The following is an 18,219-nucleotide window of genomic DNA, read 5'->3' as shown; positions in this document are numbered from 1 at the left end:
GGGGGGAGATCGGATGTCACGCCGGCTTTCGCCAAGTGTAGGAAGATCGCCGGCGGCGGAACTGCTAATCTCCCCCCTTGTGGGGGAGATGTCCGGCAGGACAGAGGGGGGCGCGAAGGAACGCTACGTCAGGTATTTGGATTCCACGTCAGGCTCCCTACGGCCGGCCGGCTCGGGCTGCCGCGCGGCCTTTTCCTTCTCGGCGTCGGCCTTGCGCTTCGGGCACGCCTCGAACTCGTGATCGCGGCCGCCGCAATAGGAGCAGCATTTGGCAGGCTGATCGGGATGGAGCATCGGTGCCATTCCCAAGAATGCACGAAAAGGTTTCCGGTTGCAGCAATTGCGTGAGGTCGCAACCGTTGCTCAGCCCCGTGCCCCCGATTGGTCTTCCATGCAGTTCCGGTCGGAAAACCGGCTGCACGCTTTTCCTGGAATTGTCTTTCAAAGGAGCTCGCCGCTTGCGCGGCGGGCTCCCTTAATCACCGCTCACGCATGCGCGTGGGGATGACGGACGTCCCAGACGGCCCAGGCAGATGCCGCGACCACGAGCACGCCAAGGATGACGTGCGTGAGCATTACGTTCCTGTCCGCCGCGAAGCCCAGCAGCCAGGGCGACACGATCAGCCAGAGCCCGAGCACGAGATTTACCCATTCCTCCCATTCGGCGAACACCGAAAGCGTCGCGAGCGCCAGCGCACCGAGCAGGACGCCAACAATCCAGGCGTTCCACGCGGGCATCATTGCCGCGGTGAATCCGATGACCCAGGGTGAGATGAACAGGCAGATCGCGAGGACCAGGATAACCCAGTCCTTGCTCTTCCTTTCTTCCATCAGTTTGCTTGCCATGACAACCTCCATCGATGAAGCCAGACCAAAGCAACTGCATTCGCGTGCAATGCGCACGCTATGTTACATGATGTAATACATTTTTACGGAGCGACAAGGGAACCTTCCCCGGTAGCCGTATTGCGCGCCGCACAAGCCCCTTACGGCAAATGCCTTCGATTTCCGGAACGGGCCCTCATCCGTAAAAGTCGCTTCCGCTCTCGGCGCCGAGTTGTGGCATGACAATGGCCTCGAGCGGTGCCGTCAGCGACCATTTCAACGCACCGGACGAGCGCTCGAGACTGGAAGAGCCGCTGAGCGACTGCGGGGCCACCCGCTGCAGCACCACCGTGCCAAAACCCTTGCGCGCCGTCTCGTCCGGCTCGCCATTGGCATGGCCATTCGACCTCTCCTGCCAGACAAGGTGAAAGTGGCGCTGCGCCTTCGGGCCGGTCTCGACCGTCCAGGTGATCTCGACGTGCCCGCCCTCGCCCGCCAACGCGCCATATTTCGACGAGTTGGTGCCTAGCTCGTGGAAGGCCATGCCGAGATTCTGCACGGCATTCGACTGCAGCGTCAAAAGCGGGCCGGAAAGCGAGATGCGCTCCTCATGACCGAACGGTTTCAGATGTTCCTGGATGAGGTCGAAGAGACTGGCGCCTGCCCATTCCGAGGTGACCAGCAGATCGTGCGAGCGCGACAGCGCCATGATCCGGGCTCGGATCATCTCCTCGAACTCGCTGGGGCTGGCAGAACGCTTGTTGGTTTCCCTGACCATCGACAGGATCACCGCGAACTGGTTCTTCACACGGTGGTTGACCTCGCGCATCAGGAGCCGGATGCGGCGCTCATTTTCCCTGGCGGCGGTGATGTCGCGCGCGATCGTGGAGGCGCCGACGATCTCGCCCGCAAGGCTCCTGATCGGCGACACCGTTACCGAAACGGCAACGAGCGAGCCGTCCTTGCGCTTTCGCATCGTGTCGAGATTTGCCACGCCCTCGCCCCGGCGGATGCGGCTGATAATGTCGGTCTCCTCATCGTGCATATGCTCGGGGATAAGGAGCAGCATCGATTGGCCGATGGCTTCCTCCGCGCTGTAGCCGAACATGCGTTCTGCCGCGCGGTTCCAGTCGGTGATGATGCTGTTCAGATCCTTGCCGATGATGGCATCGAAGGAAGAATCGACAATGGCGGCCAGACGCGCATTGGCGCTGGCATCTTCAATTTCCCTGCCCCCGGATGTCACCATGGGCATTAGTTAGCGCGGCCGAATCTCATAGCAAGCGGCTAAGCCTTGGAGGGGTCAGGATTTTCGCCATTCCCCTTTGCTGGATCCAGCACGCCGAAATCCTGCGACTTCATGCCGGTCTCGGCGGTCAGGAAACCTTCGGATGCGAGGCCCCTTCGCAGAAGCTCGCGCACGGCGGCCGAGCGGCTCGGCATGCGTTTCTCGAAGCGCCAGTTCTCGACTGCCGCGAGTTCCTCTTCCGTCAACATGATCTGCAGCCTTTGCGGCCGCTCCAATTCAACCACCCTAGCCTCCCGCAGGTCATGACACGAATGAGTATGTCACTCACTGCCAGTAAAAGTAGGATTCGGCTCAAAAGACGTCAAGGTCATGCGAGACAACAAAGGTGGGGGACGCTGGCGGTGCTAACGATATGGCTACACCGCATTTGCCGTTCTATGCTAACTTGTTGATTTTTTTACAGCTTTTCCATTTTTTAGTTGCCAACCGAGCGACGTCGGCGCATTATGGCCGGCAGAGGGATGAACCGCCGCGAAAGGAGGTTTTTCCGATGTTACGAGGATTTTCCGACCGGTTGCGCAACGACGCTCACCACAAGGTCCAGCGGGCTTTGCGGGAAAACGGCATCGTCAACATCATCCAATTGTCGGAAGAAATCAGGCTGATGAATCTCGCCGAGAACATTGCCCGCGAGGATATCGAGAGTCTGGTGATGCAGGTGGCTCAGCTCTATGGCGGAGCCATCGAATTCGACGAAGAGGCGCTGACGGCGCTCGACCTGCCCGACGCCTGCCCGGCTGACAGCCGCAACGACCTGGAAAGGGCGTTGCGGGAACGCTCGCTCCTTTCACCCGAGTCGGCGGATCTGCTGCAGGTGAGCGACAAGGGCTAGGGCAATTCCAGTCACTCGCTGGTCAACTCGTCGAGCAGGCGCAGTCCGTTCTCGTACTTCTCGGGGTCGATGCCCGCTTGGTGCGCCTGCCAGAGATTGTCCTTGAGGTCCGCCTGCTTGACAGGCAGCGCAAGCTCGTTGGACGCCGCACTGCAGACAAAGTCGTGCTCGCTTTCGTCCATTCTTTTCGTCAGCGCGTCAACGGCAGCGACGACCGGAAAGCCGAAGCCCTCGGCCTCGAGCCGATCGAGCGTCCACCCCTCGCCTTTCTCGACCACGTCGTGCAGGTAGGCGACGGTTTTCTCGTCAAGCGTTTCGACCGCATCGGCGACGCGTCTCAGATGTTCGATAAAGGGACGGCCGGTCTTGTCTTTCTGGCCGCGATGGGCCTCTTCGGCGATCTTCGCTGCCTGGTAAAGCATGATCTCCTCGATCTATTGGAAGCCCGCCCCAACGGGACAACGAGACGGGCAGGATTGGGTCCCGACCCGGTCCGCCGGCACGCCTTGCAGGGGACGGCGCGCCATACTGCGGCAGAACATGAGCAGCGTTCAAATGTTCCCTCGTGTCCGGCCGAAAAACAGGAACCCGCGGCCCGCGCAGTCGTTAGCATTTACGCAAACACAAAGGAGGTCTGCACCATGGATTGGAACCGCGTCGAAGGTAACTGGAAGCAGGTCAAGGGCAAGGTGAAGGAACAGTGGGGCAAGCTCACCGATGACGACCTCGACCGCATCGCCGGCAACCGCGAGCAGCTCGAAGGCAAGATCCAAGAGCGCTACGGCATCGAGAAGGATCGCATCCGCCGCGACATCGACGACTGGGCGAGTCGCCAAGGCTGGTAAGATCCGCCGCCGGATGAAATGAGCCCGCAGCCCCGATCGGGGCTGCGGCGTGGAAAGCCAGAATTTTGATTTCAGAACAGGGACGTTATATTAGTTGACTAAGCGATTCGTGGCACGGTGAACCGATGGCCAAGAAGAAATCGAGACCGGCCTTGTCCGTTATCGCCGCAGCCTCGCGATCGGAGGCTTCCGAAGCGATTTATTTTGCCCGCAAATGCGGCCTTACCCCCGATGAAGCCCTGCGGATAATGCGCGAGGCGCTCGTGACCGTGGGGCCCAAGCCTTCCGGCGCCGGAAAGCGGAAGCGCTAGGCGCCATCGCCTCGGGCGATCGGATACCATCTTTCTCAAACCCGCAGCGGACTTCGGCCAGGATCACAAAGTGCTGTGCTCGCCGGCAAAGCCCGGGGTCCAAACCGCTCCGTCCGTGACGCGAGAAAGTTCCGCTTGATGGCAGGGTGACACAACATGTGACCCCGCCGCCAGCGCTTATCCGCAACTCCCAAACCCAGGCCAGCGTTTATAAGCGCGGACCACGCTTTCACTTTCACCTGTCAACGGGAGGGAGAGCTATGGTTTTTCCGGGTTTCCTCAACCCCGAGGATTTGGTCATCCTCGCAGCCGCTCTCGACGACTACTGCCGCACATTTCGCATACCGTCGGACAGTGAGGAGCGGCTTCATGCGGCAAGGCACGCGCTGATTTTGTTTGAGAACGGCTGCCGCGATCCGGTCGAATTGAGTGAAAAGCTGAAGGCCAAACGCAAGTAGCGCAAGCCTGCGCGATCTTTAGGTTCGCCGGCGGCCTGCCCTTGCCGCCAAAATGAAACATACGGCCACCTCGAAAGTTCTTGTCTGAGAGGAGGCGCGCTATGGTTGGAAATGATGGAAAGCAGGTGCAGCAAACGGAGGCCGATGTCCAAATGCTCGCCCACCGGTTGGCAAAGGACGCGGACATTTCGGAAAACGATGCCCTTGAGTTGATCAAGCTAATCGGAACCGACTGGCCTTCGCTGCTGCGCGAAGCTCGGTTCCTCAAAAGCCGACACTGATGCTGCCTCCCGGCCGGGCGTCGCGCGATTCTTTGCGAGCTGCTTCAGCGCCTTGAGAAAGATCGGAGCCGCCAGATCGCATTTGTATTTGGACGGTCCATTGGTCTGGATGACGATCTCAGCCTGCCTTAGGGTCAGGCCGTGCTTTTCGGCGAATTCGAGCGGTTGATAGGCCTGCTCCCAACCTGGCCCTGTCTTTGGCATCGTGACGACTTCCTCCCGCGATTGACACGTGAGGCAACGCATTCGGCTGGACAAGGTTTCAACGGCTCGCACACAGCGGCGAAACTGCTGCCAAGCGCCTGGCCCTGGGTGCATGGAACTTCGGTTGCCGCTGATTGTTGCACCTGAAAGGCGGGCCGGGATGACCATATCGTCGCTGCATCTGCTCAAGGGCATAGGCTATTCGATCTCAACGGTAAGCGTGATGCTGCTGGCGATCGTCAGTTGGGAGCACGTTTCGCAAAATCCGTTGCTGATTGCCTGCCTGCTTGGCGGCGCCGCCACCTCGATCATCGGGATGTTCTGCCGCTGGCTTTCCTACGAAGTCGAAAAGCGTCAGCAGGAGCGACAGGCAGAGAACGGCCAACTCTCGAACCGGCGGCCAGCATCCTCACCCCTGCCGCCAGCGCCGGAACTCCGAGACCAGCACCGTGATCAGGCTGCTGAGGACGATCCATCTGACGACCTCGCCGTCCGGCACGCCCGGTTGCGGTGACCTGCCTGACCTTGACGTTTCGTCGCTGGCCGCCACCACGGGCGCGAGATCCTGCCGGCTGCCGCTCCGCACCGAATAGGCGCGGGTGATCTCGGCACCGAAGAGGAAAATCTGTGCCGAATAGTAAACCCAGACCAGCACGACCATCAGCGCGCCGGCAGCGCCATAGGACGTGCCGATGGCGCTGGTGCCGATGTACCAGCCGATCAGCGACTTGCCGATGGTGAAGAGCAGCGCGGTGACGATGGAACCGACGCCGACGTCGCGCCATTTGAGCCTGCGGTCCGGCAGGACCTTGTAGATCGCCGCGAAGAGCAGCGCGATCAGCACGAAGGAGACGATGGTGTTGATCGCGCTCACGATCAGCTCGCCGAACGGCAGGTGCTGGTTGATGACCTCGCTCAGCGCCGAGATCGCCGTGCTTGCGGCGAGCGACACCAGAAGCATGAAGCCAAGAGCTGCCACCAGCCCGAGGCTTGCCGCCCTCGCCCGCACTAGGCGCGAAAGCGAAACGCCGCTGGGCTTGACCTTCCATATCTCGTTCAACGACTGCTGCATCTCTCCGAAGACGCCGGAGGCGGTGACAAGCAGCGTGATCAGCCCGATGAGGGTGGCCAGCGTGCTGGACCCGCGATGCGCGGCGGTCTCGATCACCGCCGTGAGCAGTTCGGCGCTCTGCGGTCCCATCACCCCCGCGAACTCAGCCGAAAGCGCGAGATGCGCGGCGTCGTTGCCGATGACGACGCCCGCGATCGCTACGACGATCAGAAGGATCGGCGCCAGCGAGGTCGTGGCGTAGAAGGCCATCGCCGCGCCATGGCTCAGCGCATTGTCGTTGACATAGCCGGTAATGCTCTCTTTGAGCACAACCCAGGCTTCCTGGAACCAGCGCTGCATCTTCCTTCCCGTCGGCTGTTTCTCCTCGGCGGCTATTTGGGGCGCGGATCCTCGAGCCCGGCTCCGATGGTCTGGAACGAACCCGCGCGACGCTTCTCGACGGCTTCCGCGAGCGCCAGCGCGGCATTGCGGACTTCCCTCTGCACGGCATGGTCGGCGTCGAGCTCGTCATGGCTCGTCGCATAAGGCTTCCAGTAGCCAATGTAGCGGTCGAGCTCGGCAGCCTCGCCCACCGGATCGAGCTTCATCGAGCGCAGCCAGTCGGCGAGGCTGTGGCGCACCCTTCCGGCACCTTCGGTGTCGCCATGCACGATGACGGAGAACAGCCGGCCGGCGAGATGGCGCGGATAGTCCCAGCCGGCAAGCTCGACCTTCTTGGCGAGCGCGGCATCCTTGCCCTGCGTCAACGAAGGATCGGGATTGCCGCCGTCGGCGCAGACAAGCCGGTCCATCATCAGCTTCACCGGCGAGGAGGAATGATACCAGTTGACAGGCGTGACGATCATGACGCCATGCGCCTCGACCCAGAGCGGGTAGATGTCGTTCATCCAGTCATTGACCTGCCCGAGCGAATGATTGGGGTAGCAGGAGCATGGCCAGTGGCAGAGCGCGGCCGCGGTCGAGAAGCACGCCTTGCAGGGAAAGATCCTGCGGCCGTATTCGGAGGCGAGCCGCGCGAGGTCGAGAACCTCGATCGCAAAGCCCGGTCTTGCTGCAATGGCGCTGCGCGCCAACTCGACAAGACGGAAGCTTTTCGACATTTCGCCCGGGCAGGTGTGCTCGCTGCGCGAGGAGCCGTTTATGAGCAGGATGCGGGACGGCGCGGTCTTGTCCTCGTAGCGGCGCTGTGCCGCTTCGACCGCTTCGTGCGCGGCGAACCAGTCGACGGAGAGATCATAGTCCGGATCGTGGAAGCCCTGTCCCGCCTTTCTGGTGATCGGTGCCTTGCGTTCTTCGCTGTAGGCCTGCCAGGCGATCTCGGCCAGCCTGCCAATGGCATCCGCCTCCGGCTGAAAGGCCGGATCGTAGAATTGTCTCAGATAGCGTGTCTTGAATTCGCTTTCGCCGAGACGCGGGCTCGGCATGCCTTTGCGCGGCTCAGGGCTCTTGCTGAAATCTGTGCTGTTTGCCATGCGCCCACGCCCGAGTTGGGCGGGCCGGGTGGGACAAGAGCTCGACTGCCTTTTCGTTGGCCAGGGTGTGAAGCCGGAGAAACCAAACCCTGTTCTCTTTACCACCAGGTCCGGCTGACGCGGCCCGCTGAGGACAATTCGGCGCGGGCCCGATGGTTCCGTGCTTCGGAGCCGAGAAGATAAGGCACCGAGGCAGGGCGTGCCGGGCCCGCCGCCGGCAAAAAACCGCCCCGGATGGGAGAGCCGGGGCGGCAATTGTGGGAAGCAGTTCGGGTATCCGGGAACTGCACAGGCAGTAACTCGTCCGCGCGGGAAAAGTTTCCTGCCAGACCGATGAGGCGTTCTACTTCGACGTCTGCGGCGGGACCTCGCCCGGCTTGATCACCGGCATCTGGCTGGTGTCGGCCGGCGGAGCGGTAGCGTTCTTGTCGCCGGTGGGCGGAGGCTTCAGCACACCGTCGCAAGGCGCCAGGCTGGCGGTCAGGTTGTTGGACTGATCATTGGCCTGCGCTTTCGGGGCCTGCGTTTTCAGCTGCTCGCCGGTCTGACTAGGGGTCGCATTGGCGTCCGGTTTGACCTGGCAATCCTCGATCTGCGGATTCTCCAGCTGTGTTTGGGCCGCGGCAGTCATTCCCGGCATTTGGCCCGACATCAGAACAATGGCGAAGCCAAGAAGTGCTTTCTTCATCGGAGCCTCCTTATGGATTCGGCAACCGCCGACGATCGGGGAGAGCCGTTCGCCTTGGCAGGCCGACGTCGACTCTGGCCCCGCTCGCCGTGTTTGCCACCGGGTGGCGGTGGGGACCGGGGCATTCGTCATCCCCTTCTCGAGAGACAACGGTATCGAAGAGACAACGCATGCCGGCCGAAAAGGTTGGCTTTCGGTCGAGCCTGCGGTCTCGGAAGGGCGTGGCGCAGGTACATCAAAGTTAAATGCGCGAATGCTGCCGGAGTGCTAGTCGCTCGCAGCTTGGGGGACTCTACGAGGAGAGTCCCATGGAAATTCGAAATCTGATCGGCACACTGTCCAGATCATTTCTGCGCCAGGGTGCCCGGCCTCCCTGGCCGATCCAGTCCTCGCGCGCCGACGTGCCGCTCAGGCCGCGCCCGCCGTACCGCCCGCAGCCGCCCAGCCGGCCGGCGAATAACTAGCTTGCCGCTTCTTCAGCGCCTGCCCGTGCAACCGGTCGGCGGCATCCTCGTTATGACGATCGAAAAAATATGTGGTGGCAACGATGAGACCCTTTCGGACCAACAATTATCTTTTCATTCTGGCGGCAGCGGCGGTGACCGCGGCGCCCTTCGCCGGCCTCGCCTGGCGCGCGCAACAATGGCTTGGATGGTGACCGGGGATGAGTAGATTCCTGCCGCTCACCATCCGCTTCGTCACTGGCGGCTCAATGGTGGTTTCGTCGATCGCCGACGCAAGGAAGGCATTGGACGGAGCCTGGAAGAACAAGGAAGCGCCCGACTATGTCGCGGCGGCACGGCTGGTGAACGACGCCATGGCGGGCATTTGCCGTCCGGCGGTCGCCTTCGACGCTTTCAAGCAGGCCGCCGCCCGGCAGGGCCTGCTGAGGACGGCCGACCCGAGCGCGGCACTCTCGATGCTCGACGCGCTGTGGTCTGGCGACGACCAAGGGCCGCCGCGCTGACGCGTCCTCACCTTGGCTCGTTCCTCATGCTGAGATAGGTCGGGTCGAATTCCGCAATGGCGACCAGACGGTTCCAGTCGAGGATGTCGATCAGGTGGTTGGTCCAGTTGATGACGTTCATGCGCCGCAACGTGCCGATGACCCGATTCATATGGACGACGGACAGACCGAGCACATCGGCGAGTTCGGCCTGCGAAAGCGGCAGATTGAAGCTCATGACCCGCGTCTTCTTCACGGCCTGCAGCCTGACGAAGAGTTCGCATATCAGATGCGCCAGATGCGCGGTCTTGGAGCGGCGTCCCATGGCCACGATCCATTCCCGGTGGATGGCGCCGTCCACCAGCGTGTCCAACCAGAGCAGCCTCGTCAAATGCGGGGCCTTTTCGGTGATTTCCCGCAACTTGCTGTGCTCCGCAGCGATGATATGGCAGGGCGACAGCGCGACGATGCCATGGTCCATGGTCTTCAGGAGAAAAGCGTGCAGATCGACGAAATCGCCGGCAACATGGAGCGCAGTGAACTGCCGGCCGCCGTCCTCCAGCACCTTGTAGCGCGCGGCAATCCCGTCGACGATGAGGGTGCTGAAAGTCGGCCTTGATCCTTCGGCGACGAGATCCTCGCCAGCGACGAAATACTTCTCCACCGATGTGGCGCTGGCCAGCAACGCCTTCTCGCTTTCGGAGAGAGCGTCGTGCTGACCCAGGTTCAGATAAAGGGGTTCCAGCATGCGCGGCCGCCCGTTGTGGATTTTGCAAGGGCCTAACGTTGCAGAGCCGGGCCGGGTTGCAGCGGAACACCACACCGCCAGCCGCCGGCAAGCAGTCCCCGGCCAAAGACGGTCCGTTGGAACCATGATCGCGCGCAGGGATTGAACGTCCAGGTTGCGGCGGATGCTTTCGCGGATGGAACGCTTCTACTTCGATTTGTACAACACCGTGCACACGCAAATGGACAGCGAGGGGCAGCTCTTCTCCTCGCCGGAAAACGCGCGAAAGGAGGCGCTCAGGATCTTGCAGGATGTCGCGCGCGACGAGATGCCGAACAGTGAGAACCTCAAGATCACCATCAAAATGCGCACCGACAAGAGAGGCCAGATATTCGAGGCGTCCCTTACAGTCAAATCCGCCTGGAGCTGACACGGAAGGCGCCCACCGAGAGAAGCCGCGGCCCGAGCAACCATCCCGCCCGGCCGTTCCGCCTGTGGAGCACAAAGCATGTTCGGCGGTTTCGAAAGCGCGGAAGTCGATACGGGCGCGGCACGGACATTCATCCGGACTGCCGGCAGCGGCCCGGCGCTGCTCCTGCTGCACGGCTTCCCCGAAACGCATCTGATGTGGCGCGACGTGGCGCCGAAGCTGATCGACCGCTTTAGCGTCGTCTGCGCCGACTTGCGCGGTTACGGCAAAAGCTCCTGTCCGCCATCCGATCCGGATCATGCGCCCTACGCCAAGCGCGCCATGGCTGCCGACCTCGCGGCGCTGATGACGAAGCTCGGCTTTGTCCGCTTCATGGTTGCCGGCCACGATCGCGGTGGACGCGTTGCGTATCGCCTGGCGCTGGACCACCCGGACCGCGTCGAGAAGCTTGCCGTGCTCGACATCGTACCCACCGCCGATGTCTGGGACAGGGCCGACGCCCGGCTGGCGCTGGGCTATTGGCCCTGGTCGCTCTTGGCGCAAGCCGAGCCGCTGCCGGAGACGATCATGACGGCGGCCGCGGATGCGATCGTCGACAGCGCGCTGGCTGGCTGGGGTTCCTCGCCTGCCGCCTTTCCCGACGAGGTCCGGCAGGCTTATGCCGAGGCCTTGCGCGATCCAGCCCACGCGCACGCCATCTGCGAGGAATACCGTGCGGCAGCGACGCTCGACCGTGAGCACGACCAGGCGGACCGCAAAGCCGGCCGGCGCATCGGCTGCCCGATGCTTGCGCTATGGAGCGGACATGGCGCGCTCGCCGAATGGTACGCACGAGAGGGCGGTCCGCTGGCACTGTGGCGGGAGTGGGCCGACGACGTCAGCGGCGGGGTCAGCGGCGGGACGATGCCCGGCGGGCATTTCTTTCCCGAGGAGGCGCCGGCCGAGACAGCCGCAAGGCTCGGCGAGTTTTTTGCGGCTACAGGCCGTAGGCCAGGGTGAGGTAAATCGCCGGCGCAACGATCAGGCAAAGCGCCATCACAATCACCACGGCATTGCCAAGGCGCTCGGCGCGCCTGGCGATGTCGGTGACATCGTCGTCGTCGTTGAGGAATTGGAGAATCGAGGTGTCGGCGAGGACGGAGAGGCGATTGTCGTTCGCGGGCAGGCTTTCGGGCTCTCGCAGATTGGGCTTTGCAGAAATAAAGGTCAAAACGTCGTCTCGCTTTCGAAGCCGGCCGCGCGACTTCCTGGTTCCAATGATTGTGGATGGTATTGGATGCCCGCCATTTGCGCGGAAACGGCGGGCACCCAAAACGGCGCCGATGAAGGGGACTTCGTCGACGACCGCTACCAACTCGAAGCCTCCGCTTTGGTTGCCGTCGAGGGCCCAATGCGCGAGCCACTCCGACTTCAGTCGTAGGAAAGAGACCGACCGTGGCCCCGGGCCCTGGCGCACGCGCGGACCGGCGACGCACGACAAGGCTGTCGCGGCATGGTCGGGCTAAAGGGATTCACGAAATATTTCGTGGGGGAACATCGATCGCGGGCAGCGGTTCTCATTGCTCAAGGCGGTCGAACCTCCTTGAATCAAACCCCGAAGACCAATCCCCAACAACGGAGCTGCAGATATGCCTAATCAAGGCGGAACTCACCAACAGCACGTCAAAGCAGGCCAGCAGAGCCACAAGAACCGCGACGATCAGCGTCGCGGCCAGCAGCAGGCCGAGGACCGCAACATGCGTCAGCAGGATTCAGGTCAGCACAGGGGCGGCAGCGGCAACTTCGCCGAAGACCGCGAACGTGCATCCGAAGCCGGCCGCAAGGGCGGCCAGCGCTGAGCTCAAGCAGGCGTCCCGCGATCCCTTCGCGGGACGCCGCCCAGAACATCCAATTTGGAACTTCTTCCCGTCCCCTTGGTTCCTCCGAAACCCCGGCGGCTCGGCCGTCGGCAGGACGTTTGAACGGAGGCAACAATGTCCGTGCGCACACTTCACCCCGAACGTGTCGATGAGACACGTATGCAGGCCTATTCGACCTTCGCTCCGCTGCTCATCACCGCGCTGAGCCAGAAGCTGGCGCGCTGCCAAGGCAAGAGCGAGATGGACAAGGTCGAGGCATCCCTCATCCGCGTCATCGAAGAAGCGGACGTCGTCACGGGAGACGTCGAGGCAATGAAGGAGTTCGCGATCGAACTCGTCGTGTCCACGCTGCGCAATGTGCGCGAGCATCCCGACGCCAAACAGGATGTGGAACAGATCGACGGCCGCCGCACGCAAGGACGCTCGGAGAACCCGGACACGCTGGAAGAACAATTGCAGTCCGGTCTCGAAGATAGTTTCCCGGCGAGCGATCCGCCCGCGGTCGTCTCCACCGCCATCAGCGGTGGCGCGAAGGACATCGTCGGCACCGACGAAGTGCTGCGCCGCAAGAAGGAAGCTGCCGAGCGCGGGCACGAAAACGAGAAGGCATAGCCCCGGCCCCGCACGACCGCAGCCGCCCGTTTCAGGCGCCCTGCCTCATCGCGGTCGCCAGCTCGGCGAAGGAACCAGTCCTTTCGCCAAGGGTTGGTTATCGGAAGGAGAAAACGATGGATAAAAGCAAACTTCCACATCGCCCGGGCGCTGGCCGAACGGCACAAGACGCAAGGCTGCCGACCAAGGGCGGCGACGATCCGGACGTGCGGTTCCTGGCCGAGAACACCGACCTTTCACCGAAGCAGGCGCGCGAGCTGATCCGCGAGCACGGGCACGACCGCGACAAGCTGCTTGAAATCGCACGAACCATGAAGGCCGAGGGCTGACCGGCTCTCTGAAAGCGAGGCAATGATGAGCAATTCACCCCGTACCGGACGTCCAGGCACATCCGATCAATGGCCACGTTGGGAAGGTCCGAAAGCCAATCGGCCGAGAGGCTATCTGCCAGCCAAGGACGATCCCGACGAGGATCGCGACGCGGCCGGCGAGAACAACAAGGACCCCGAGCGGTCCGATCTCGGCGACGCGGTCAAAACGAAGAAGGAGCCGTAGCGGCTCCTCTCGGCGCAACAGGAGAAGAAAAATGCCACGCGGAGACAAATCGAAATACACCGACAAGCAGGAGCGCAAGGCCGACCATATCGCCGAGGGCTACGAAAAGCGCGGCGTCTCGGAGAAGGAAGCCGAGCGGCGTGCCTGGGCGACCGTCAACAAGGACGATGGCGGCGGCAAGAAGGCGGGCGGCTCGGGCCGCGGCAAGCACACCGGCCATCCGGCGGCGCACAAGGGCGGCAAGGCCGGCGGCAAAGCGTCAAGCTCGCGCTCGGCGGCCGAGCGTTCTGCTTCCGCCAAGAAGGCGGCGGCGACGCGCAAACGCAACGCGGAGCACCACGTGCATCATTAGGCATGGGTTCACCTTCTCCCTTGCCGGAGACCGGCGGATAGGCGCGCAGCGCCGAGACGATAGGGACGAAACGAGGCGCTGGGAAACTGGCGCCTCATTGCCGCGCGGCGGTCCTTCCAGCAGCATCCGGACGCTTCGCGGCCACCTTCTCCCTCAACGAAAAAGGGAAGATCTAAAGCGGCATCTCCGAAGTCTGCTTGACCGTCTGGCTGGGCACGTCGGTCTTGACGTTCTGCACCCCCTTGATGCGACTTAAGTGCTCCGACTGGAAGCGGCGATAGTCCTCGATGCCCGCCGCCACAACCCGCACCATAGCGTCGCAATCGCCCAGCATCAGATAGCATTCCAGCACCTCGGGCAGCTTGGCCACCTCCCTGGCGAAATGCTCGATCGTGTCCTCGTCCTGCTGCTTCAGCCAGATGCGGGTGAAGAAGGTATGACCGCGACCGATCTTGGCCGGGTTGAGCACCGCGACATAGCGGTCGATGACGCCCGCTTCCTCCAGCAATTTTACGCGCCTCAGACAGGGTGACGGCGACAGGCCGACCTCTCTCGCAAGATCGTTGTTGGCCATGCGCCCGTCGCGCTGCAGGGCGCGCAAAATCCGCTTGTCGATCTCATCCAGCTTCATGGCGTCTGATTCCAATATTGGCTTAATTCTCGCTATCCAATGCCAAATCTTTGCAGAAACCTCGCATCTTCGCAACCCGATTGCGGAGCGTTTCGGCTATGATGGCCAGCGAATAACCGACCATCGAGCAACCGGAGAAGGCCGCCCCGCAAGGCTGGCCGAAGAAGAGCCATGAGCGTTTCCGAGCTAACCCTGGGCCACCCTCCCGCCGAAGCGCGCGGCGCCGAATTCCGGCGGGGCGCCGCCGCCTCGACGCCGGTGCTGCTTGGCATTGTGCCCTACGCACTCGTGCTGGGCGCGCAGGCGGCGCAGAAGGGCTTGAGCGTCGTCGAGGTGCCGTTGATGACGGGCCTCAACTTCGCCGGCGGCTCCGAATTTGCCGCCATCCAGCTCTGGACCTCGCCGCCGCATGTGCTGTTGATCGCCGCCATCACATTGCTGGTCAACAGCCGGCATTTCCTGATGGGCGCGGCACTTGCGCCGTTCCTGCGCCACCTGCCCAAGCGCAAGGCGTTCCCCGCGCTGTTCTTGATGTGCGACGAGAGCTGGGCGCTCGGGCTCGCCGACGCGAAGCGCCGCGCGGCAGGCGGGCTGCGGCCAGCCTTCAGCCTCGCCTATTATGCGGGAACTGCCCTTCCTTTCTATCTTGCCTGGGTGATTTTCACGACCTGCGGAGCGGCGCTCGGGCCGGCGCTTGGCAACGTCGAGCGCTACGGCTTCGCCATGGCCTTTCCGGCTGTGTTCCTGGTGCTGCTGCGCGGCATGTGGAAGGGTTTTGCCGCGGCGCGCCCCTGGCTGGTCAGCCTCGCGGTGGCGGCGGCAACTTATCTCGTCGTTCCGGGCGCCTGGTACGTGGCGGCAGGCGCGCTGTCCGGGCTGGTGTCCGCCTGGCTTCTGGCAGGTGAGAAATGATCGAGCCCTGGACCGTTCTCGCCATCCTTGCCATGGCCGGCGTCACCTATTTGACGCGGATCGGCGGCTATGTCGTGCTCAGGAACCGCACGCTCAGTCCACGCGCCACCGCCGTGATGGAAGCCGCGCCCGGCTGCGTGCTGATCTCGGTGATCGCGCCCGACTTCGTGTCGAAGAATCCGGCCGACCTGGCGGCGCTCGCCATCACATTGCTCGCGGCGACAAGACTGTCGATGCTGCCGACGGTGGTCATCGGCGTGGCTTCGGCCGGGGTATTGCGGTGGGTGATGGGGTAAACGCCGGCGGCCGCCCTCTGCCATGCCGGGGCATCTCCCCCAAGGAGGAGATTGGCTCTCCATCGCATCAACTGCCGTAGACCCCAATTTCGCCAGACGCGATCGAAGCGGCCTTGTCGATCCAGCCCAGATGCTTTTCCAGCGCCGGTCCAGCGGGTCGGGGTCCTGCGGGTCGATGATCGCGGGACCATTGTATCGGGCGAAATGCCGAGCTGATCCAGGCCGAGCTGCTGTTCGATCTCGGCAATCGCGGAGGGTGCTCGCAATTTTAGCCGTGGCTTATTTTGCGACACCCACCCGGGCTTGTGGCTTCTCAGCCGCGGCCCGCGCCACGATCGCCTCCAGCGGCTCTGGCCGGTGCAGGAAATAGCCTTGGCCATAGCCGACGCCCATGCCGACGAGGATCTCCAGCGCGCTTTTCCCCTCGACCTTCTCGGCCACGACGGCGCAGCCCATCGAGCGGGCGATGCCGGCGATTGCCGAGACGATCTCGCGGTCGAAGCGGCTGTCGGCGATGTGCTGGACGAAGGAGCCGTCAATCTTGATCGCATCGATAGGAAAGCGCCGCAGATACTCGAACGAGCTCATGCCGGCGCCGAAATCGTCGAGGCTGACACGGCAATGGCGCAGCCTTGCCCGGCGCACGAATTCCTCCGCTGCGTCGAAATTGGTGACAGCCGCGGTCTCGGTGATCTCGAAGCCGATTGCAGACGGCGGCGCGCCGTTCTCGGCGATCGCCGCGTCGACGAAATCCCAAAGCTGCGGATCGGAGAGCGTCTGCGCCGACAGGTTGAAGCCGAGCGAGACGGCGCCGGAGAGCATCGCCCTGCCATGGCGCGACAGCGCCGTGCGGATGATCCAGCGGTCGAGCCGGGCGGCAAGCCCGAAGCGTTCGGCCACCGGCATGAACTCGCCCGGCAAGATCAGCTTGCCGTTGCGCGCCTCGAGCCGCGCCAGCACCTCGACATGGCGGCTGTCTTGCCAGGGCCTGCCGAGGCGATGGATCTCCTGGCCGAACAGCTTCAACCGGCTGTCCTCCATGGCATCGACCAGATCGGCGGCAAGCCGCGCGGCGTTGAGGCCGCCGGCTCCGGAAGCTGTTTCGGCCGAGAACACGGCGAAGCGGTCGCGCCCGCCGGCTTTGGCGGCGTAGCAGGCATCGTCGGCGCAGGCGAGCGCATCGGTTACCGTCGTCCGGGGATCGCGCACGAAGGCGATGCCGATGCTGGCGGCTAGCCTGCGGGACGACACGGCGGAGCCGAGATCGGCGTCGCGCACCGCCGCGAGCACGGCACGCGCCAGCCGCTCGGCGCAAGCGTCGTTGCAGTTCGGAACCAGCAGCGCGAATTCGTCGCCGCCGAGGCGCGCGGCGTGCGCCGAGGGCGGCAGGCTGGCGCGGATGCCGCCGGCGACGCTCTTCAGCGCGATATCGCCCGCGGCATGGCCGGCATAGTCGTTCAGCGCCTTGAAGTAGTCGAGGTCGACATAGAAGACGGCAAGCGGCAGCCGGTCCGCCGCGCCGATGTTTTCGGCGAGCAGCCGGTCGAAGGCCGAGCGGTTCCACAGCCCGGTCAGCGCATCGTGATGGGCGGCGTAAGCGAGCTCCTCGGCGCGCTTCGTCTCGTCGGTGATGTCGCGCACCGTGCCGAGGATCTGGCCGGCCGAGCCGGCGCCGGCGATCAAACGCACCAGCGACTCGACATGGCGGACCGAGCCGTCGCGCCGGACGATGCGGTATTGCGTGGCGGTGACGCTTTTCGAGCCCGGCGGCGGCAGATGCGCGCGCTCGGTGGCCTCCTTGTCGTCCGGGTGGAGATAGGTGTGCCAGAGATCGGCCGTCACCTCGTCGGTATCGCTGACCAGGCCGAAGATCTCCCTGGTGCGCGGGTCCCAATAGCTCTTGTTGGTGCCGATATCGTAGTGCCAGATGCCGGTGCCGCTGGCGGCGAGCGCGAGCCGCAAGCGGACATTGACCTGCTCAAGCGCGGCCTCGGCCTCCTTCTGCCTGGTGATATCGGTCTGCACGCCCATCAGGCGCAGCGGCTTGCCCTCGGCATCGCGCTCGACGATGCCGCCGCGGTCAAGCACCCAGACCCAGCGGCCGTCCTTGTGCTTCAGCCGTAGTTCCGTCTCGATCGACTCGGTGTCACCAGCGATATGGCGGTCGCCGCTCGCCAGTGCTCGCTCGCAGTCGTCGGGATGAGTGAGCTTCAGCCACAGATCGGAGGTATCGAGCTCGCCCTCGGCATAACCCAGCATCCTCCACCAGGTCGGCGAATAGTAGCAATCGCCCGTCGCGAGATTCCAGTCCCATAGGCCGAGCTGGGCGCGATCGAGCGCCAGCGCCCAGAATTCGCCGTTGCGTTTGTTGTCGTCCGCCATGCCCTCGTTCTTGCCGTCCCCGTTCGGGCATAGTGCATGAAAGCTGACAAGAAAGGGTTACTGGAGTGAAGCTGCCAATCTCCCCTTCTGGGTGCCCTTGGGGGGAGATGTCCGGCAGGGCAGAGAGCGCGAAGGATCGCGGCATTGATTAGCTCGATCAAGCCGGTGACCGATCGGCAGGCATCGCTCTTCGCTGAAAAAGTCGGGGGACAGCGCTCCC

General features: G+C 63.4%; 29 protein-coding genes. 17 read left to right on the top strand and 12 right to left on the bottom strand.

Annotated elements, in window-relative coordinates; all coding sequences use genetic code 11:
• Positions 1 to 123 precede the first annotated feature (123 nt).
• From CK221_RS30265 to CK221_RS15125, 4 genes are all read right to left on the bottom strand, one after another.
• The gene (locus tag CK221_RS30265; RefSeq protein ID WP_179295136.1) at positions 124 to 294 is read right to left on the bottom strand and encodes a hypothetical protein; all 171 of its coding nucleotides are present in this window, start codon (positions 292 to 294) and stop codon (positions 124 to 126) included.
• Between the two features lie 192 nt (positions 295 to 486).
• Positions 487 to 846, bottom strand: coding sequence for an SPW repeat protein (locus CK221_RS15135; RefSeq protein WP_066999436.1), 360 nt, complete (start codon positions 844 to 846; stop codon positions 487 to 489).
• Positions 847 to 1,021: 175 nt separating this feature from the next.
• Positions 1,022 to 2,080, bottom strand: a complete 1,059-nt coding sequence (locus CK221_RS15130) for a PAS domain S-box protein (protein ID WP_245418869.1) — start codon at positions 2,078 to 2,080, stop codon at positions 1,022 to 1,024.
• Positions 2,081 to 2,112: 32 nt separating this feature from the next.
• Complete coding sequence (locus CK221_RS15125) at positions 2,113 to 2,358, bottom strand: hypothetical protein (protein ID WP_067325210.1); 246 nt, start codon at positions 2,356 to 2,358, stop codon at positions 2,113 to 2,115.
• A gap of 128 nt (positions 2,359 to 2,486) precedes the next feature.
• Between CK221_RS15125 and CK221_RS15120 the strand changes: the two genes are divergently transcribed.
• Entirely contained in the window at positions 2,487 to 2,966 is a 480-nt protein-coding gene (locus CK221_RS15120) for a hypothetical protein (protein ID WP_143749043.1), read from the top strand.
• Between the two features lie 11 nt (positions 2,967 to 2,977).
• On the opposite strand, the gene CK221_RS15115 is transcribed toward CK221_RS15120, so the two are convergent.
• Entirely contained in the window at positions 2,978 to 3,388 is a 411-nt protein-coding gene (locus CK221_RS15115) for an HD domain-containing protein (RefSeq protein WP_095778274.1), read from the bottom strand.
• A gap of 219 nt (positions 3,389 to 3,607) precedes the next feature.
• Between CK221_RS15115 and CK221_RS15110 the strand changes: the two genes are divergently transcribed.
• The 5 genes from CK221_RS15110 (at position 3,608) to CK221_RS29790 (ending at position 5,579) form a co-directional block, all read left to right on the top strand.
• Positions 3,608 to 3,811 carry a CsbD family protein gene (locus tag CK221_RS15110; protein ID WP_066999415.1) on the top strand — a complete coding sequence of 68 codons (204 nt, stop codon included), beginning with the start codon at positions 3,608 to 3,610 and terminating at the stop codon, positions 3,809 to 3,811.
• Positions 3,812 to 3,936: 125 nt separating this feature from the next.
• Positions 3,937 to 4,122, top strand: coding sequence for a hypothetical protein (locus tag CK221_RS15105; protein WP_067325223.1), 186 nt, complete (start codon positions 3,937 to 3,939; stop codon positions 4,120 to 4,122).
• A gap of 260 nt (positions 4,123 to 4,382) precedes the next feature.
• The gene (locus CK221_RS15100) at positions 4,383 to 4,580 is read left to right on the top strand and encodes a hypothetical protein (RefSeq protein WP_066999420.1); all 198 of its coding nucleotides are present in this window, start codon (positions 4,383 to 4,385) and stop codon (positions 4,578 to 4,580) included.
• Between the two features lie 101 nt (positions 4,581 to 4,681).
• The gene (locus CK221_RS15095; protein WP_095778273.1) at positions 4,682 to 4,861 is read left to right on the top strand and encodes a hypothetical protein; all 180 of its coding nucleotides are present in this window, start codon (positions 4,682 to 4,684) and stop codon (positions 4,859 to 4,861) included.
• A 328-nt stretch (positions 4,862 to 5,189) separates the two neighbouring features.
• On the top strand, positions 5,190 to 5,579 hold the full coding sequence (locus CK221_RS29790; RefSeq protein WP_141245584.1) for a hypothetical protein: 390 nt from the start codon (positions 5,190 to 5,192) through the stop codon (positions 5,577 to 5,579).
• Here the strand turns inward: CK221_RS29790 and CK221_RS15090 are convergent.
• From CK221_RS15090 to CK221_RS15080, 3 genes are all read right to left on the bottom strand, one after another.
• Complete coding sequence (locus tag CK221_RS15090; RefSeq protein WP_095778272.1) at positions 5,475 to 6,476, bottom strand: YihY/virulence factor BrkB family protein; 1,002 nt, start codon at positions 6,474 to 6,476, stop codon at positions 5,475 to 5,477. The genes CK221_RS29790 and CK221_RS15090 overlap by 105 nt on opposite strands.
• Positions 6,477 to 6,508: 32 nt before the next feature.
• Positions 6,509 to 7,609: a flavodoxin family protein gene (locus CK221_RS15085; protein ID WP_095778271.1), complete on the bottom strand. Its 1,101-nt coding sequence runs from the start codon at positions 7,607 to 7,609 to the stop codon at positions 6,509 to 6,511.
• A 343-nt stretch (positions 7,610 to 7,952) separates the two neighbouring features.
• Complete coding sequence (locus CK221_RS15080; protein ID WP_245430648.1) at positions 7,953 to 8,297, bottom strand: hypothetical protein; 345 nt, start codon at positions 8,295 to 8,297, stop codon at positions 7,953 to 7,955.
• 308 nt (positions 8,298 to 8,605) lie between these two features.
• Between CK221_RS15080 and CK221_RS30260 the strand changes: the two genes are divergently transcribed.
• Positions 8,606 to 8,761: a hypothetical protein gene (locus CK221_RS30260; protein ID WP_179295135.1), complete on the top strand. Its 156-nt coding sequence runs from the start codon at positions 8,606 to 8,608 to the stop codon at positions 8,759 to 8,761.
• A 200-nt stretch (positions 8,762 to 8,961) separates the two neighbouring features.
• Complete coding sequence (locus CK221_RS15075; protein ID WP_066998392.1) at positions 8,962 to 9,264, top strand: DUF982 domain-containing protein; 303 nt, start codon at positions 8,962 to 8,964, stop codon at positions 9,262 to 9,264.
• A gap of 7 nt (positions 9,265 to 9,271) precedes the next feature.
• Here the strand turns inward: CK221_RS15075 and CK221_RS15070 are convergent, their stop codons facing one another.
• Entirely contained in the window at positions 9,272 to 9,991 is a 720-nt protein-coding gene (locus CK221_RS15070; RefSeq protein WP_066998395.1) for a Crp/Fnr family transcriptional regulator, read from the bottom strand.
• A gap of 175 nt (positions 9,992 to 10,166) precedes the next feature.
• Between CK221_RS15070 and CK221_RS15065 the strand changes: the two genes are divergently transcribed.
• A complete protein-coding gene (locus CK221_RS15065; RefSeq protein WP_066998532.1) occupies positions 10,167 to 10,400 on the top strand; it encodes a hypothetical protein in 234 nt (77 codons plus the stop codon).
• A 78-nt stretch (positions 10,401 to 10,478) separates the two neighbouring features.
• Complete coding sequence (locus CK221_RS15060) at positions 10,479 to 11,399, top strand: alpha/beta hydrolase (RefSeq protein ID WP_095778270.1); 921 nt, start codon at positions 10,479 to 10,481, stop codon at positions 11,397 to 11,399.
• Here CK221_RS15060 and CK221_RS15055 read toward each other — a convergent pair.
• On the bottom strand, positions 11,377 to 11,610 hold the full coding sequence (locus CK221_RS15055) for a hypothetical protein (RefSeq protein ID WP_067322613.1): 234 nt from the start codon (positions 11,608 to 11,610) through the stop codon (positions 11,377 to 11,379). The genes CK221_RS15060 and CK221_RS15055 overlap by 23 nt on opposite strands.
• A gap of 418 nt (positions 11,611 to 12,028) precedes the next feature.
• Between CK221_RS15055 and CK221_RS31260 the strand changes: the two genes are divergently transcribed.
• The 5 genes from CK221_RS31260 (at position 12,029) to CK221_RS15025 (ending at position 13,778) form a co-directional block, all read left to right on the top strand.
• Entirely contained in the window at positions 12,029 to 12,238 is a 210-nt protein-coding gene (locus tag CK221_RS31260) for a KGG domain-containing protein (protein ID WP_066998404.1), read from the top strand.
• Positions 12,239 to 12,418: 180 nt separating this feature from the next.
• Positions 12,419 to 12,871 (top strand): hypothetical protein, encoded by a 453-nt coding sequence (locus tag CK221_RS15040; protein ID WP_245430647.1) that lies wholly within the window; start codon positions 12,419 to 12,421, stop codon positions 12,869 to 12,871.
• Between the two features lie 116 nt (positions 12,872 to 12,987).
• A complete protein-coding gene (locus CK221_RS15035) occupies positions 12,988 to 13,200 on the top strand; it encodes a hypothetical protein (RefSeq protein ID WP_066998409.1) in 213 nt (70 codons plus the stop codon).
• Between the two features lie 22 nt (positions 13,201 to 13,222).
• Positions 13,223 to 13,426 carry a hypothetical protein gene (locus CK221_RS15030; protein ID WP_066998411.1) on the top strand — a complete coding sequence of 68 codons (204 nt, stop codon included), beginning with the start codon at positions 13,223 to 13,225 and terminating at the stop codon, positions 13,424 to 13,426.
• Positions 13,427 to 13,457: 31 nt separating this feature from the next.
• Complete coding sequence (locus CK221_RS15025) at positions 13,458 to 13,778, top strand: plasmid stabilization protein (RefSeq protein WP_095778268.1); 321 nt, start codon at positions 13,458 to 13,460, stop codon at positions 13,776 to 13,778.
• Between the two features lie 172 nt (positions 13,779 to 13,950).
• On the opposite strand, the gene CK221_RS15020 is transcribed toward CK221_RS15025, so the two are convergent.
• Positions 13,951 to 14,409, bottom strand: coding sequence for an Lrp/AsnC family transcriptional regulator (locus CK221_RS15020; RefSeq protein WP_095778267.1), 459 nt, complete (start codon positions 14,407 to 14,409; stop codon positions 13,951 to 13,953).
• A 171-nt stretch (positions 14,410 to 14,580) separates the two neighbouring features.
• Between CK221_RS15020 and CK221_RS15015 the strand changes: the two genes are divergently transcribed.
• Together CK221_RS15015 and CK221_RS15010 are read left to right on the top strand one after the other, a co-directional pair.
• Positions 14,581 to 15,321, top strand: a complete 741-nt coding sequence (locus CK221_RS15015; protein ID WP_095778266.1) for an AzlC family ABC transporter permease — start codon at positions 14,581 to 14,583, stop codon at positions 15,319 to 15,321.
• A complete protein-coding gene (locus CK221_RS15010) occupies positions 15,318 to 15,617 on the top strand; it encodes an AzlD family protein (RefSeq protein ID WP_067322590.1) in 300 nt (99 codons plus the stop codon). Before CK221_RS15015 ends, CK221_RS15010 begins: the two co-directional genes overlap by 4 nt.
• A 279-nt stretch (positions 15,618 to 15,896) precedes the next feature.
• On the opposite strand, the gene CK221_RS15005 is transcribed toward CK221_RS15010, so the two are convergent.
• Positions 15,897 to 17,999: an EAL domain-containing protein gene (locus tag CK221_RS15005; RefSeq protein ID WP_095778265.1), complete on the bottom strand. Its 2,103-nt coding sequence runs from the start codon at positions 17,997 to 17,999 to the stop codon at positions 15,897 to 15,899.
• Positions 18,000 to 18,219: the final 220 nt, after the last annotated feature.

This window comes from Mesorhizobium sp. WSM3868 (assembly GCF_002294785.1).
Classification (GTDB): domain Bacteria; phylum Pseudomonadota; class Alphaproteobacteria; order Rhizobiales; family Rhizobiaceae; genus Mesorhizobium.
This window is presented reverse-complemented; position numbering and strand designations above follow the sequence as displayed.

Excerpts from the sequence above, each read along its gene's own strand:
- CK221_RS30265 (WP_179295136.1), bottom strand. The coding sequence starts at position 294 with ATGCTCCATCCCGATCAGCCTGCCAAATGCTGCTCCTATTGCGGCGGC.
- CK221_RS15135 (WP_066999436.1), bottom strand. The coding sequence starts at position 846 with ATGGCAAGCAAACTGATGGAAGAAAGGAAGAGCAAGGACTGGGTTATC.
- CK221_RS15130 (WP_245418869.1), bottom strand. The coding sequence starts at position 2,080 with ATGCCCATGGTGACATCCGGGGGCAGGGAAATTGAAGATGCCAGCGCC.
- CK221_RS15120 (WP_143749043.1), top strand. The coding sequence starts at position 2,487 with ATGGCTACACCGCATTTGCCGTTCTATGCTAACTTGTTGATTTTTTTA.
- CK221_RS15115 (WP_095778274.1), bottom strand. The coding sequence starts at position 3,388 with ATGCTTTACCAGGCAGCGAAGATCGCCGAAGAGGCCCATCGCGGCCAG.
- CK221_RS15110 (WP_066999415.1), top strand. The coding sequence starts at position 3,608 with ATGGATTGGAACCGCGTCGAAGGTAACTGGAAGCAGGTCAAGGGCAAG.
- CK221_RS15105 (WP_067325223.1), top strand. The coding sequence starts at position 3,937 with ATGGCCAAGAAGAAATCGAGACCGGCCTTGTCCGTTATCGCCGCAGCC.
- CK221_RS15100 (WP_066999420.1), top strand. The coding sequence starts at position 4,383 with ATGGTTTTTCCGGGTTTCCTCAACCCCGAGGATTTGGTCATCCTCGCA.
- CK221_RS15095 (WP_095778273.1), top strand. The coding sequence starts at position 4,682 with ATGGTTGGAAATGATGGAAAGCAGGTGCAGCAAACGGAGGCCGATGTC.
- CK221_RS15090 (WP_095778272.1), bottom strand. The coding sequence starts at position 6,476 with ATGCAGCGCTGGTTCCAGGAAGCCTGGGTTGTGCTCAAAGAGAGCATT.
- CK221_RS15085 (WP_095778271.1), bottom strand. The coding sequence starts at position 7,609 with ATGGCAAACAGCACAGATTTCAGCAAGAGCCCTGAGCCGCGCAAAGGC.
- CK221_RS15080 (WP_245430648.1), bottom strand. The coding sequence starts at position 8,297 with ATGAAGAAAGCACTTCTTGGCTTCGCCATTGTTCTGATGTCGGGCCAA.
- CK221_RS30260 (WP_179295135.1), top strand. The coding sequence starts at position 8,606 with ATGGAAATTCGAAATCTGATCGGCACACTGTCCAGATCATTTCTGCGC.
- CK221_RS15075 (WP_066998392.1), top strand. The coding sequence starts at position 8,962 with ATGAGTAGATTCCTGCCGCTCACCATCCGCTTCGTCACTGGCGGCTCA.
- CK221_RS15070 (WP_066998395.1), bottom strand. The coding sequence starts at position 9,991 with ATGCTGGAACCCCTTTATCTGAACCTGGGTCAGCACGACGCTCTCTCC.
- CK221_RS15065 (WP_066998532.1), top strand. The coding sequence starts at position 10,167 with ATGGAACGCTTCTACTTCGATTTGTACAACACCGTGCACACGCAAATG.
- CK221_RS15060 (WP_095778270.1), top strand. The coding sequence starts at position 10,479 with ATGTTCGGCGGTTTCGAAAGCGCGGAAGTCGATACGGGCGCGGCACGG.
- CK221_RS31260 (WP_066998404.1), top strand. The coding sequence starts at position 12,029 with ATGCCTAATCAAGGCGGAACTCACCAACAGCACGTCAAAGCAGGCCAG.
- CK221_RS15040 (WP_245430647.1), top strand. The coding sequence starts at position 12,419 with ATGCAGGCCTATTCGACCTTCGCTCCGCTGCTCATCACCGCGCTGAGC.
- CK221_RS15035 (WP_066998409.1), top strand. The coding sequence starts at position 12,988 with ATGGATAAAAGCAAACTTCCACATCGCCCGGGCGCTGGCCGAACGGCA.
- CK221_RS15030 (WP_066998411.1), top strand. The coding sequence starts at position 13,223 with ATGATGAGCAATTCACCCCGTACCGGACGTCCAGGCACATCCGATCAA.
- CK221_RS15025 (WP_095778268.1), top strand. The coding sequence starts at position 13,458 with ATGCCACGCGGAGACAAATCGAAATACACCGACAAGCAGGAGCGCAAG.
- CK221_RS15020 (WP_095778267.1), bottom strand. The coding sequence starts at position 14,409 with ATGAAGCTGGATGAGATCGACAAGCGGATTTTGCGCGCCCTGCAGCGC.
- CK221_RS15015 (WP_095778266.1), top strand. The coding sequence starts at position 14,581 with ATGAGCGTTTCCGAGCTAACCCTGGGCCACCCTCCCGCCGAAGCGCGC.
- CK221_RS15010 (WP_067322590.1), top strand. The coding sequence starts at position 15,318 with ATGATCGAGCCCTGGACCGTTCTCGCCATCCTTGCCATGGCCGGCGTC.
- CK221_RS15005 (WP_095778265.1), bottom strand. The coding sequence starts at position 17,999 with ATGGCGGACGACAACAAACGCAACGGCGAATTCTGGGCGCTGGCGCTC.